Raw genomic sequence first — 13,589 nt, 5'->3', positions numbered from 1 at the left:
CAGGCCAATCGTGGAGAATACACCAATTATTTGGATAATAGGCGGCGACGACGCCTGTCTGCAAGTTAATTTCGAAAATTGGCTTGACCAATTATTGCGGCCTGTCCTATGTCTGCCCTAACGGAAGTCTGGGAGGCTTTCGAAGTTTGGAGGACATCGCGATGGGAGGAGTGTCGCTTGCGTACAGCGAGCGCGAACCCGCGCCGCTGCTTTTGAAGCTCGAGGACGTGTCCAAGGAGTTTCCGGGCGTCAAGGCATTGCAGGGTGTGCGGCTGGAACTGCGCGCTGGCGAGGTTCACGCCGTCTGCGGCGAAAACGGCGCCGGCAAGTCGACCCTGATGAAGATCATCAGCGGCGTCTACCAGAGGGATGCCGGCGACATGCTCTACAAGGGTCAGTCGGTGCATTTCACCTCGACCCTGCAGTCGGAAGCCGCCGGTATCGCCATCATCCACCAGGAACTGAACCTCGTTCCGCATCTGACTGTTGCCGAAAACATCTATCTGGCGCGGGAGCCGCGGCGAGGGTTTCTGGTCGATCGGCGCAAGCTGCGCGAGGATTCCAAACGCTGTCTTGATCGCCTCGGCGTCGACATCAATCCGGATGCGCAGGTTCGCACGCTGTCGGTGGCGCAGCGGCAGATGGTGGAGATCGCCAAAGCCCTGTCGCTCGACGCTTCCATCCTGATCATGGACGAGCCCACCTCCTCGCTGACGGAACAGGAAGCGCAACTGCTGTTTCGTGTTATCCGCGATCTGAAGCGGGAAGGCACCGGCATCATCTACATCTCGCATCGTCTGGACGAGATGGCCGAGATCGTCGACCGGGTGACGGTCTTGCGCGACGGCCGCTACATCTCAACCGACAATTTTCACGCGATTACCGTGGACGACATCGTGGCGCGTATGGTTGGGCGGTCGCTTGAGGAGAAGTTTCCGGCGCCGACGCGCCATCCCTCGAAAGACGTCATCTTTTCCGTTTCCGGCCTTACCCGCGAAGGCGTTTTCTCCGACATCAGTTTCGAGCTTCGGCGGGGCGAAATTTTAGGTTTTGCCGGGTTGATGGGGGCAGGGCGCACGGAAGTGGCGCGGGCCATCTTTGGTGCCGATCCGTTCGACAGCGGCACGATCACGCTGGAAGGGCGTGAGCTTGTGATCCGCGATCCGGGCTCCGCCATCGAGGCGGGCATCGCCTACCTTTCCGAGGATCGCAAGGCCGAGGGGCTGGCGGTCAAGATGCCCGTGGATGCCAACCTGATGCTGGCAAACATGGATGCGGTCGCCAATCCGTTCGGTGTGATCGACCGGGAACTGCACCGCCAGTCCAGTCAGCATTATGTCGATCTCCTCAACATCCGCACACCGAGTCTCAGTCAGCCGGTTCGCCTGCTGTCGGGCGGCAACCAGCAGAAGATCATCATCGGAAAATGGCTGTTCCGTCAGCCGAAGATCATGTTCTTCGACGAGCCGACACGCGGCATCGATGTGGGTGCCAAGCTCGCCATCTACCGCGTGATGGACGAGCTGGCGGCAAAGGGCATCGGCATCGTGCTGATCAGTTCGGAACTCCCGGAAATTCTTGGTCTGTCCGACCGCGTCGCGGTCTTCCACGAGGGCCGCATCACCGCAACGCTGACGACGCGTCAGACGTCGCAGGAAGACATCATGCTGTATGCCTCCGGCCGCGGCCGGCAGCGCGAGCGAGGAATGACAAATGGCTGACATCACCACCGGCAGGCCGCAACAGGCCGAAAAGCGCAAAGGCTTGAGCGACAGGCAGAAGGATATCATCCAGAAGTTTGCAGCGCTCGGCAGTCTCGTTTTGTTGGCGGCCGTGTTTTCGGTCACGTCAAATGCCTTCCTGACAGTCAACAACGGCATGACGATTGCCTTGCAGGTGACTTCAATCGCGCTGCTCGGTATCGGCGCGACCTATGTCATCATCACCGGCGGCATCGACCTGTCGGTCGGCTCGGTTCTCGCATTGGCAGGGGTCGTGGCGGCGCTCGCAGTCAAGGAACTTGGCACGCCGGTCTGGATCGGCGTGTTGCTCGGCATTTTGACCGGGACTGCCTGCGGCGTGATCAACGGGCTTGTCATCACCAAGCTCAAACTTCCGCCCTTCATCGCGACACTCGGCATGATGTTGATTGCGCGCGGGGTCGCGCTGCAGATCACCGGTGCGCGCGCCGTCTCGGGCCTCGGCGAATCCTTCGGCGTTCTCGGCAACGGCTCGCTGCTGCGTTTCGAAAGCATTGATGACCAGGGGTTTCCGGTCGTGAGTTTTCCCGGCATTCCCTATCCCGTTGTGCTGATGATCGTGATTGCGGTGATCGCCGCCTTCGTGCTGAACCGCACGGTGCTTGGCCGCCACATCTATGCCACGGGCTCGAATGCCGATGCGGCGCGGCTTTCCGGTGTCAATGTCGCCCGGGTCACGGCCTTTACCTATATCGTGTCTGGAACCCTGGCGGGACTGACCGGCTGCGTGCTGATGTCGCGTCTTGTCACCGCCCAGCCGAACGAAGGCGTGGCCTACGAGCTGGATGCGATCGCGTCGGCGGTCATCGGCGGCACCTCGCTGATCGGCGGGGTTGGCACGATCTCCGGCACCTTCATCGGCGCCTTTGTCATCGGCATCCTGCGCAACGGATTGAACATGAACGGCGTCTCCGCCTTCACCCAGCAGATCATCATCGGCCTCGTCATTCTCGGCACGGTCTGGATCGACCAGATCCGCAACCGGAAATGACACCGCACGGCATCACGAAACACGGGAAGGGGAGGAGCCTTCCCCCGCATCGGCCCCCGGCAGGGACCGGCAAACTCAGGAGGAGAAACTATGCGTAAACTTGCTCTGGCCCTTGCGGCCTCCGTCTTCGCGCTGTCGGGCGCGGCCTCGGCTTCGGCCGGTGAAATTGCCGTCATCGTCAAGACGGTGAACTCCACCTTCTGGCAGAACGTCCAGAAGGGTGCCGATGCGGCGATCGGCAAGCAGAAGGCCCACACGATGACATTCCAGGGTCCGGCCGCGGAATCGGCCATTGCCGACCAGGTCAACATGGTGGAAAACGCCGTGAACCGGAAGGTCGATGCCATCCTTCTCGCCCCGTCCGATCCGGACGCGCTGGTGCCCGCCGTGAAGAAGGCCTGGGAAGCCCGGATTCCGGTCGTCATCATCGACTCCATGCTGTCGAAGGATGCCGACAAATATTACCAGGCCTTCCTCGCCACGGACAACAAGGCCGCCGGTGAACTTGCCGCCAAGGCGCTGATTGCCAAGGTGGGTTCCGAAGGCAAGATTGCCGTGATGTCCTATGTGGCAGGTGCCGGTTCTGAAATCGGCCGCGTCGGCGGCTTCACCGATTACATCAAGAAAAACTCCAAGCTCCAGATCGTCGGTCCCTTCTACTCGCAGTCGCAGATGGCGACCGCGCTGAACCAGACCACCGACGTGCTCGCCGCCAATGCGGATCTGAAGGGAATCTTCGGGGCCAACGAGCCGACGGCGATCGGCATGGGGCGCGCCATCAAGCAGGCCGGCAAGGCGGGCAAGATCGTCGCCATCGGCTTCGACGGCAATCAGGATCTTCAGGAATTCGTCAAGGACGGCACGCTGGAAGCCACCATTGTCCAGGGCTCCTACCAGATGGGTGAAAAGGGCGTCGATACGCTTCTGAAGATCCTGAACAAGGAAAAGGTCGAGAAGGTCATCGATACGGGCGTCGTGGTTGTCACCAAGGGCAACATCGACAAGCCGGAAGCGAAGAACGTTCTCTACTAAGACAGTCGCGGCGCGCGGACACTTTCGCGTGCCGCTCGTTCCAACGGATCAGGTTACGGGTAGAACAATGCAGGTCACGGACAGGCGCAGTCTGCGCAATCGCGATGTCTCCTTTACGGTGATGGGGCTTGGTTGCGCCCAGATGGGCAATCTCTATCGCTGGACGAGCTACCAGGAGTCACTCGGCGCCTTCAATGCCGCCTGGGCAGCCGGCATCCGCTATTTCGATACCGCGCCCTTCTATGGCTACACCCGTTCCGAACGGCGCCTCGGCACGATGCTGACCGAGCATGAGCGGGACGACTATGTGCTCTCGACCAAGGTCGGGCGCGTGATGGTTCCGGACGCCACCGTCGGGCCGGAAGAAGAAGCCTATGTCAGACCCCTGCCGTTCCGCCCCGTCTATGACTACAGCTACGATGCGATCCTGAAATCCTTCGAGGCCAGCCAGCAGCGCATCGGCGTGCTGCAGCCGGATATTCTCTACGTGCATGACATCGGCCGCATGACGCATGGCGACAAGCACCAACACTACTGGACTCAGTTGACCAAGGGCGGCGGTTTCAAGGCGCTCGGTGAGCTGCGCGCGGCAGGCCAGATCAAGGCCGTCGGCCTCGGCGTCAACGAATGGCAGGCCGTCTGGGATGCCATGGATGAATTCGATATCGATGCGGCGATGCTGGCGGGGCGTTATACGCTCCTCGAACAGGACAGTCTGAAACTGCTCGACCGTGCGCATCAGGCGGGCGTCGGCATCGTCGTTGCGGGCGCCTTCAATTCCGGTCTGCTCGCCGGAAATAAGAAGTTTAATTATGCCGAGGCACCAGCCGAGCTTCTGGCGCGTGTGGCGGAAGTCGAGGCCGCCTGTGCCACGGAAGGCGTTTCCATGCAGGCCGCGGCGCTCAATTTCCCGCTGCTGCATCCCGCCGTCGTCACCGTCGTCTCCGGAGCGCGCAATGCCGACCAGATAACGGCCAACATAACCTGGATGCAGGAAGAGATTCCCGCCGGTGTCTGGAAGGCCCTGAAGGACAAAGGCGTGATTGCCGCCGACGCACCGATCGGGGCCTGACGATGATCATCGATGCGCACCAGCATTTCTGGCTGATGAAGGACCGGCAGGGCCAATGGCCGCCGCCAGAGCTTGTCGCGATCCATCGCGACTTTCTGCCGGCGGACCTTGCGCCGCATCTGGCTGCGACGGGCGTTCAGGGCACGGTTCTCGTGCAGTCGCTGCCGAGTGTCGACGACACCCGCTTCATGTTGGATCTGGCGGATCGGCACGATTTCATCCTCGGCGTCGTCGGCTGGGTGGATCTGAAGGCCATGGATGCGCCCGCCGTGATCGCCGAATTGGCAGGCCATCGCAAGCTGAAGGGCCTGCGCCCGATGCTGCAGGATCTGCCCGAGGACGGCTGGATCGATGATCCGGCGCTTGATCCGGCAATCGAGGCGATGCGCAAGGCCGACCTCGCCTTCGACGCGCTGGTCCTGCCGCGGCATCTCGAACATCTGGAAAAATTTGCGCGCAGACATCCCGATCTGCCGATCGTTATCGACCACGGCGCAAAGCCCATCATCGCCGATGGCCTTTATACAGACTGGCGTCGTGCAATCGCACGCCTCGCTGATCTGGAAAACGTGTCCTGCAAGCTGTCCGGTCTGCTGACCGAAGCCGGAAGCCAGAAGCCGCAGGCGGTACGGCCTTATGCCGAAACCATTCTGGAGCTTTTCGGTGCGGATAGGGTGATGTGGGGCAGCGACTGGCCGGTTCTCAATCTGGTCAGCGATTACAAGGCCTGGTTCGGGCAGGCGCGCGCCATCGTGCCGGAAACCGCCTGGAACCGGGTGTTCAGCGGCACGGCCAAACAGCTCTATCGGCTTTGAGGGGGAACGAAGATGCAGAGAATGGGCATGGTGATCGGCCTGCAGCCTGGCAAGGTGGAAGAATACAAGCGGCTGCACGAGGCGGTCTGGCCAGAAATCCTCGACCTGATTTCCCGCTGCAACGTGAAGAACTATTCGATCTTCCTGAAGGAGCCGGAGAACATGCTGTTCGGCTACTGGGAATATCACGGCACGGATTTCGAGGCCGACATGGCCAAAATGGCGGCCGACCCGAAAAATCAGGAATGGTGGTCCTTCTGCATCCCCTGCCAGAAACCCTTCGAAACCCGTAAGGAAGGTGAATGGTGGGCGATGATGGAACAAGTCTTCCATATGGATTGAAGAAGGAATTCGACGTGAGCACATTACAGGGAAAGATCGCCGTCGTGACGGCGGCAGGGCAGGGGATCGGCCGGGCGAGCGCGCTCGCCTATGCGCAGGCCGGGGCGACCGTCTGGGCAACCGATATCAACGAGACGGCGCTGGCATCATTGAACGGTGTGGCGAATGTGGAGACCGCGCGGCTGGACGTGCTGGACGCGGTTGCCGTGAGCGCCTTTTTCGAGAAGATCGGCCGGGTCGATGTCCTGTTCAATTGCGCCGGTGTCGTGCATGGCGGCACGGTTCTCGACATGGCCGACAAGGACCTCGATTTCGCCTTCGACCTCAATGTCCGGGCGATGATCCGCACCATCCGGGCGGTGTTGCCGGGCATGATCGAGCGCGAGGACGGCGCCATCATCAACATGGCCTCCATCGCATCGTCCTCGAAGGGTGTCCCGAACCGCTGCGCCTATGGTGTGACCAAGGCCGCCGTGATTGGCCTCACCAAATCGGTGGCGGCGGATTATGTGGCCAAGGGCATCCGCTGCAATGCGATCTGCCCGGGCACCGTCGAGAGCCCGTCGCTGGAGGAGCGCATGCGTGCGCAGGGCAATTACGACGAGGCGCGCGCCGCCTTCATCGCCCGCCAGCCGATGGGGCGTCTTGGCAAGCCGGAAGAGATCGCCGATCTCGCCGTCTACCTTGCCAGCGCCACCTACACGACGGGCCAAGCCTACGGCATCGATGGCGGCTGGTCGATCTGACGCCGCCAACTCCAGAATGACGCGAAAGGAATAACCGATGAAACTGCTTCGTTACGGCCCGATCGGCGCCGAAAAACCCGGCCTTCTGGCTGCCGATGGCACGATCCGCGATCTCTCCGCCCACCTCTCCGACCTGTCGGGTGCCGCCCTTGATCCGGCCGCCTTGGCCAAGCTCGCCTCCATCGATACGGCATCGCTGCCGGAGGTATCCTCCGCCGAACGCCTCGGCGCCTGCGTGGCCGGCACCGGCAAGTTCATCTGCATCGGGCTGAACTATTCCGACCACGCCGCCGAATCCGGCATGGCCGTTCCGCCCGAACCGGTGATCTTCATGAAGGCCACCTCGGCGATCTGCGGCCCGAATGACGACGTCTTGATCCCGCGCGGTTCGGAAAAGACCGACTGGGAAGTGGAACTCGGCATCGTCATCGGCAAGACGGCGAAATACGTCAGCGAGGCAGAGGCTCTGGACTACGTCGCCGGGTATTGCGTCAGCCATGACGTCTCCGAACGCGGTTTCCAGACCGAACGCTCCGGCCAGTGGACGAAAGGCAAGTCCTGCGACACGTTTGGGCCGATCGGCCCCTGGCTCGTCACCAAGGACGAGATCGCCGATCCGCAGAACCTGTCCATGTGGCTGAAGGTCAACGGCGAGACGATGCAGGACGGCACGACCTCCACGATGGTCTACGGCGTCGCCTTCCTCGTCTCCTACCTTTCGCAGTTCATGTCGCTGCATCCGGGCGACGTGATTTCGACCGGAACACCGCCCGGCGTCGGCATGGGCATGAAGCCGCCACGCTATCTCAAACCCGGCGACGTGGTCGAACTCGGCATCGAAGGCCTCGGCAGGCAGAAGCAGACGTTTAAGGCCGACGCCTGAGGCATATCCGGCACAAGACGATCCTGCTGGTCCGCCGGGAGAGCCGGCTCCCGAAAAGCGCGGACCCGCAGAAGAGGTTGACATGACCCGCATCACGAACCTTCGCGTTTACGACCTTCGCTTTCCGACATCGGCAAGTCTGGACGGCTCCGACGCCATGAATCCCGATCCGGATTATTCGGCGGCCTATGTCGTGCTGGAAACGGATAAAGCGGGTCTTGCGGGTCATGGCCTGACCTTCACCATCGGTCGCGGCAACGACATCTGCTGCATGGCGATCGAGGCCATGCGCCATCTGGTGGTGGGCGTCGATCTCGGCGAGGTGAAGGCGGCGCCCGGAAAGTTTTGGCGCAAGCTGACCGGCGACAGCCAGTTGCGCTGGATCGGCCCGGACAAGGGCGCGATGCATCTCGCCACCGGCGCCGTCGTCAACGCTTTTTGGGATGCGATGGCCAAGGAAGCCGGTCTTCCAGTGTGGAAATTCGTTGCGACGATGACGCCGGAGGAGATTGCCGACATCGTTGACTACCGCTACCTCACCGATGCGCTGACGCGTGACGAGGCGCTCGAGATTCTGCGCAAAGCCGAAGACGGCAAGGCGGAGCGGATGGCCATTCTCGAATGCGAGGGTTATCCCTGCTACACGACCTCCGCCGGTTGGCTGGGATATGGCGACGAGAAACTGCGGCGCCTGGCGCAGGAGGCGGTCGATCAGGGTTTCAACCATATCAAGATGAAGGTCGGCCGCGACCTGGAAGACGACATCCGCCGCCTCACCATCGCCCGCGAGGTGATCGGCCCCGACCGCTATCTGATGGTCGATGCCAACCAGGTCTGGGAAGTCGGTCAGGCGATCGAATGGATGAAGGCGCTTGCCTTTTGCAAACCCTTCTTCATCGAGGAGCCGACGAGCCCGGATGACGTTGCCGGTCACCGCAAGATCCGCGAGGCGATTGCCCCGATCAAGGTCGCAACCGGCGAGATGTGCCAGAACCGCATCATGTTCAAGCAGTTCATCACCGAGGGCGCGATCGACATCGTGCAGATCGACAGTTGCCGCATGGGCGGATTGAACGAGGTACTGGCGGTGCTCTTGCTGGCGGCGAAATACGGCAAGCCAGTCTGGCCGCATGCGGGCGGCGTCGGGCTTTGCGAATATGTGCAGCACCTGTCGATGATCGATTACATCGCCGTCTCTGGCACCAAGGACGGCCGCGTGATCGAATATGTCGATCACCTGCACGAACATTTCCTCGATCCCTGCCGGATCGAGAATGCGGCCTACATGCCGCCGACGCGCCCGGGTTTCTCGATCGAGATGAAGCCGGAGTCGATCGCCACCTACACCTTCGGCAAACCGGAGGCGGCGTGAGACCGGAGGCGATGATGAGCGGATTGATCCTTCAGTTCGGCACCAGCCGCTTTCTTCAGGCCCATGCGGATCTCTTTCTGCATGAGGCCCGCGAGGCGGGACAGGACGTGCCGAACGTGGTTGTGGTGCAGACCTCCGGCGATGTTTCGCGCGCCGGGCGGCTTGCCGCCTTTGGCGACAAAGAAGGTTACCCGGTGATCATCCGCGGACTGGAGGATGGGCAACCGGTCGACCGGACGGTCAAGGTGAAAAGCGTCGAACGGGGTCTTTCCACCGCTCGCGACTGGGCGGAGATCGTTGACCTTTTCGTTGAGCGGACAGAGTTCGTGCTCTCCAATACCGGCGATGCCGGTTATGACGTAGACGTGTCCGAACGGGTCAAAGGCCTTGGTGTCGAGACCCCCTTCGCATCGTTTCCGGCAAAGCTCGCGCAATTGCTGCACGCCCGTTTCCAGGCTGGTGGGCGTCCGATCACCATCCTTCCCTGCGAACTGGTGAACCGCAATGGACCGGTTTTGAAAGGGCTCGTCCGGACATTTGCGATCGAGGCAGGAGCGACCCAGGACTTTGTCGACTGGCTGGACACGAACATCGTCTTTGCCAATACGCTGGTGGATCGCATCGTCTCCGAAGCGCTCGAACCGGTCGGTGCGGTCGCCGAACCTTATGCGCTCTGGGCCATCGAGGACCAGCCGGGCCTGACGCTGCCCTGCCGGCATCCGGCGATCGTTGTGGCCGAGGATATCGAACCCTTCGAGCGGCTGAAGCTGCATATCCTCAATCTCGGCCACACGGTTCTGGCCGACATCTGGCTCTCGGGTGGGCGACCGAAGGATGAAACCGTGCGTGCCATTCTCTCCGACCCGGGCGTGCGCAGCCGGATCGACGCAGTATACTGGGATGAGGTCGTACCCGGTTTTGCAGCGATGGGCATGGAAAGAGAGGCCCGCACGTATGTCGAAACGACGCTGGCGCGCTTCCTCAACCCTTATCTTGAACACCGGCTGTCCGACATTGCCGGAAACCACGCGCTGAAGATCGAGCGGCGTCTTGCCGCCTTCCTGGACTGGTGCGGCAGACCTGCGCCCACGCTTCAGGCCATCATCGCCAAAACGCAAAGGACCCTCTGATGAAAGCCCTCATCTGTAACGAGCCCGGCCGTCTTTCCGTCATCGAGCGTCCGGTTCCCAAACCGGCGGAAGGCGAGGTGCTGGTGCGCATCCGCCATGTCGGCATCTGCGGTACGGATTTCCACATCTATGCGGGCAAACATCCGTTCCTCGAATATCCACGGGTCATGGGCCATGAGCTTTCCGGAACCGTCGAGGAAGCGCCGGCGACGAGCGCATTCAAGGCGGGCGATCCCGTCTATATCGTCCCCTATCTCTCCTGCGGTGCGTGCCATGCCTGCCGCAAGGGGCTGACCAATGCCTGCCAGAACATCCAGGTTCTCGGCGTTCACTGTGACGGCGGCATGGCGGAGTATGTCTGCGTGCCCGAGCAGAATGTCATCCCGACCGGCGACATCGCGCTGGCCGATGCGGCGATGATCGAATTCCTGGCGATCGGCGCGCATGGCATCAAGCGCGGCAATATCGGCAGTTCCGACCGCGTATTGATCACCGGCGCCGGGCCGATTGGCATGTCGGCGATCATCTTTGCCAAGGCGAGGGGGGCCGAAGTGACGGTGATGGATACGCGAAGCGATCGCCTCGCCTTTGCGGTGGAACGGCTGGGCGCCGATGCGAGCTTGTTCGCCGACGAGACCGCCGAGGCGGAAGTTCAGAAGATGACACAAGGCGACGGTTTCGACGTGGTGATCGACGCGACCGGCAATGCGATCCCGATGCAGCGCGGCTTCAATTTCCTCGCCCACGGCGCGCGTTATGTGCTGCTCTCCGTGGTTCGCCAGGACATCACCTTTTCCGATCCCGAGTTCCACAAACGGGAGGCGACGCTGTTTGCCAGCCGCAATGCCCAGCCGGACGACTTCGCCGAAGTGGTGCGGCAGATTCAGGCCGCCAAGGTTCCTACCCGGGCACTGAATACCCATATTGGGCGTCTCGAAGACGGCGTTCAGCTTTTTGAAGACTGGTCGCGACCGGAAGCCGGCGTGATCAAGGCCATCCTGGAGGTTTGAGATGACGATCGGACGTATCCTGCGCCTGAATGCAGCGGACAATGTGGTCGTGGCCATCGCCGACCTGCCGGCGGGAAGCCCGGTGGAAGGCGACATCGTGACCCGCGCCCGCGTGCCGCGTGGCCACAAGATCGCCGCCCGACCGATCCCCCCGGGCGAACCGATCCGCAAGTTCGGCCAGATCATCGGTTTCGCCAGCACGGCCATCGAGCCCGGCGAATGGGTGCACGAAAAGAACGTCACCATGGGGGAAGATTTCGAGCGCGACTATGCCTTCGCCGCCGATGCCAAACCCGTCGAGGGCCTCAGGGCAGGGGAAGTTCCGGCCTTCTTTGACGGGTTTCGTCGTCCAGACGGGCGCGCCGGCACCCGTAACTATATCGGCATCCTGTCCTCGGTGAACTGTTCGGCCACCGTCGTGGATTATGTCGCCGACGAAATCATGCGCTCCGGCATTCTTGCCGATTATCCGGATATCGACGGCATCGTGCCTCTGCCGCACGGCCAGGGCTGCGGCATGGCGGGCAAGGGCGAGGCCTTTGACGTTCTGGCGCGCACCCAGTGGGGATATGCCAGTCACCCGAACTTTTCCGCGGTGCTGCTCGTCGGCCTCGGTTGTGAGGTGTTCCAGATCCCGCGCATGAAGGACACCTATCATATTGCCGAGGGGGATCATTTCCAGTCGCTGACGATCCAGGAGACCGGGGGCACGCGCAAGGCGGTCGAAGCGGGTGTTGCGCGCATCAAGGACATGCTGCCATTTGCGGCACGTACCAAGCGCCAACCGATCCCGGCTTCGGAGCTCTCGCTTGCCCTGCAATGCGGCGGCTCGGACGGTTATTCCGGCCTCACCGCCAATCCGGCCCTCGGGGTTGCCGCCGATATGCTGGTGCGCCAGGGCGGTACGGCGATCCTCTCGGAAACGCCCGAAATCTATGGCGCCGAACATCTTCTGACCCGCCGCGCCGAAAGCGCCGAAGTCGGCCAGAAGATCGTCGACCTCATCCACTGGTGGGAGGAATACACCGCCAAGAACGGCGGCGAGATGAACAACAATCCCTCTCCCGGCAACAAGGCCGGCGGGCTGACCACGATCCTCGAAAAGTCGCTGGGTGCCGTTGCCAAGGGCGGCAATTCCACGCTGCGCGGTGTCTATCGTTATGCGGAGCGGATCGACCGCAAGGGTTTTGTCTACATGGACACGCCCGGCTACGATCCGGTGGCGGCAACGGGCCAGGTGGCGGGCGGTGCGAACATCCTCTGTTTCACCACCGGCCGCGGCTCCGCCTATGGCTGCAAGCCGGTGCCCTCGATCAAACTCGCGACCAACAGCGAACTCTATGCCCGCATGCCGGACGACATGGACATCAATTGCGGCGATATCGTCGAAGGTGTTTCGCTGGAAGAGAAGGGCCGGCAGATTTTTGACGAGATCCTGGCAGTCGCCTCCGGCAAACAGACGAAGTCGGAAGAATTGGGGTATGGCCGCAACGAGTTCGTGCCCTGGCAGATCGGCGCCGTCATGTGAGGCGCCACTCTGATTGGACGCACCAGCCTGACTTGCTGAACAATTGCCTCTGGTCGATTGGCGCGGACGATCCTGTTGTTCCGCCAATCCGGCTGTCGTAATCGCAAAGTTCTACCAGCTGGCACGATCAGGTCTTGGTACGTAAAATTTCGGTGGCAATGGCAATCCATTGTAATTTTGAAAAAACGTCCCATATCAAAGGGAATTGAAATCGAAGCGACAGCATTTTGCTTGAATTATATCCGGCTGTGATGTCGCGCGATCGGCGGGACGTAATTTCCGCACGATGGAAGGATATTTGATGTCGACGACAAAGGATGCTCACGCCGCCCCGGTTAGACTTTCAGCGGGCGAAAAGGCTGCCGTGACCGATCAGACCGCGCGACACATCATATCCTCCGAAAACGCGCTCAGAGTGAGCAAGACCTCCAGGTTGCGCCAATTGCGCCTGGAAAAGGAAGCGATGGCGAACCCTGCCCCGGCGGTGCGTGCCAAGAAGAAATAATAAACGGGCTGCCGTCTGCTCCGTGTTTGATGCCGGATCGCCCCGCCAGCCTATCTCGAAACGCGTCGACTGCGCGCGTCCTAATCGCAGTCTCGTTCGTCGCTCTTGTCTGGCACAGTTGCTTTCATGGTCGGCGCCTCGTTGAACAAGGAGCAAAGCCATGCGTAGAGAGTTCTATTCCGCCTGCATGTCGCGCAACCTCGTGAGGATCGGCCGGCGCGAGTATGGCGACAACCGTCCCTCTATCTCCGTCGATCTGCCCGAGCATTGCGACAGGTTGCGGATTGTCGGCCTGACACGGTTTCCCGCCTCGGGCCGTCGCGCGGGCGACCCAATGCCTCTAATCGGGCGGACCGATCCTGGCCATGCCGGTTTTGATCCCGCACAGCTTTGAAAAGATTGA

The 13,589-nt window shown here is 61.6% G+C and carries 14 protein-coding genes; all 14 read left to right on the top strand.

Going from position 1 to position 13,589, the window contains the following annotated elements; translation table 11 throughout:
• Positions 1-161: 161 nt before the first annotated feature.
• The 14 genes from OU993_RS15605 to OU993_RS15540 all read left to right on the top strand — a co-directional run bounded on the left by OU993_RS15605 (position 162) and on the right by OU993_RS15540 (position 13,580).
• Entirely contained in the window at positions 162-1,721 is a 1,560-nt protein-coding gene (locus OU993_RS15605) for a sugar ABC transporter ATP-binding protein (protein WP_268158912.1), read from the top strand.
• Complete coding sequence (locus OU993_RS15600) at positions 1,714-2,751, top strand: ABC transporter permease (RefSeq protein ID WP_268158910.1); 1,038 nt, start codon at positions 1,714-1,716, stop codon at positions 2,749-2,751. Before OU993_RS15605 ends, OU993_RS15600 begins: the two co-directional genes overlap by 8 nt.
• Positions 2,752-2,841: 90 nt before the next feature.
• Complete coding sequence (locus OU993_RS15595) at positions 2,842-3,783, top strand: ABC transporter substrate-binding protein (RefSeq protein WP_268158908.1); 942 nt, start codon at positions 2,842-2,844, stop codon at positions 3,781-3,783.
• Positions 3,784-3,850: 67 nt separating this feature from the next.
• Positions 3,851-4,855 (top strand): aldo/keto reductase, encoded by a 1,005-nt coding sequence (locus tag OU993_RS15590; RefSeq protein WP_268158907.1) that lies wholly within the window; start codon positions 3,851-3,853, stop codon positions 4,853-4,855.
• Between the two features lie 2 nt (positions 4,856-4,857).
• Positions 4,858-5,670: an amidohydrolase family protein gene (locus tag OU993_RS15585; protein WP_268158905.1), complete on the top strand. Its 813-nt coding sequence runs from the start codon at positions 4,858-4,860 to the stop codon at positions 5,668-5,670.
• A gap of 12 nt (positions 5,671-5,682) precedes the next feature.
• Positions 5,683-6,012 carry an L-rhamnose mutarotase gene (locus tag OU993_RS15580; protein WP_268158903.1) on the top strand — a complete coding sequence of 110 codons (330 nt, stop codon included), beginning with the start codon at positions 5,683-5,685 and terminating at the stop codon, positions 6,010-6,012.
• A gap of 14 nt (positions 6,013-6,026) precedes the next feature.
• On the top strand, positions 6,027-6,758 hold the full coding sequence (locus OU993_RS15575) for an SDR family oxidoreductase (protein ID WP_268158901.1): 732 nt from the start codon (positions 6,027-6,029) through the stop codon (positions 6,756-6,758).
• 37 nt (positions 6,759-6,795) lie between these two features.
• Positions 6,796-7,641: a fumarylacetoacetate hydrolase family protein gene (locus tag OU993_RS15570; protein WP_268158899.1), complete on the top strand. Its 846-nt coding sequence runs from the start codon at positions 6,796-6,798 to the stop codon at positions 7,639-7,641.
• A gap of 82 nt (positions 7,642-7,723) precedes the next feature.
• Complete coding sequence (locus OU993_RS15565; RefSeq protein WP_268158897.1) at positions 7,724-9,013, top strand: L-fuconate dehydratase; 1,290 nt, start codon at positions 7,724-7,726, stop codon at positions 9,011-9,013.
• Positions 9,014-9,027: 14 nt separating this feature from the next.
• Positions 9,028-10,143, top strand: coding sequence for a mannitol dehydrogenase family protein (locus tag OU993_RS15560; protein WP_268158895.1), 1,116 nt, complete (start codon positions 9,028-9,030; stop codon positions 10,141-10,143).
• Positions 10,143-11,153, top strand: coding sequence for a zinc-binding alcohol dehydrogenase family protein (locus tag OU993_RS15555; protein ID WP_268158893.1), 1,011 nt, complete (start codon positions 10,143-10,145; stop codon positions 11,151-11,153). The genes OU993_RS15560 and OU993_RS15555 overlap by 1 nt, the downstream gene beginning before the upstream one ends.
• A gap of 1 nt (position 11,154) precedes the next feature.
• Positions 11,155-12,681, top strand: coding sequence for a UxaA family hydrolase (locus tag OU993_RS15550; protein WP_268158891.1), 1,527 nt, complete (start codon positions 11,155-11,157; stop codon positions 12,679-12,681).
• 301 nt (positions 12,682-12,982) lie between these two features.
• Complete coding sequence (locus OU993_RS15545) at positions 12,983-13,186, top strand: hypothetical protein (RefSeq protein ID WP_268158889.1); 204 nt, start codon at positions 12,983-12,985, stop codon at positions 13,184-13,186.
• Positions 13,187-13,346: 160 nt separating this feature from the next.
• Positions 13,347-13,580 carry a hypothetical protein gene (locus OU993_RS15540; RefSeq protein ID WP_268158887.1) on the top strand — a complete coding sequence of 78 codons (234 nt, stop codon included), beginning with the start codon at positions 13,347-13,349 and terminating at the stop codon, positions 13,578-13,580.
• Positions 13,581-13,589: the final 9 nt, after the last annotated feature.

Origin of the sequence: Rhizobium sp. SL86 (assembly GCF_026672545.1) — a bacterium.
GTDB lineage: Bacteria > Pseudomonadota > Alphaproteobacteria > Rhizobiales > Rhizobiaceae > Neorhizobium.
Note: the sequence above shows the minus strand (reverse complement) of the source record. Positions and strands in the feature narration are given on the sequence as shown.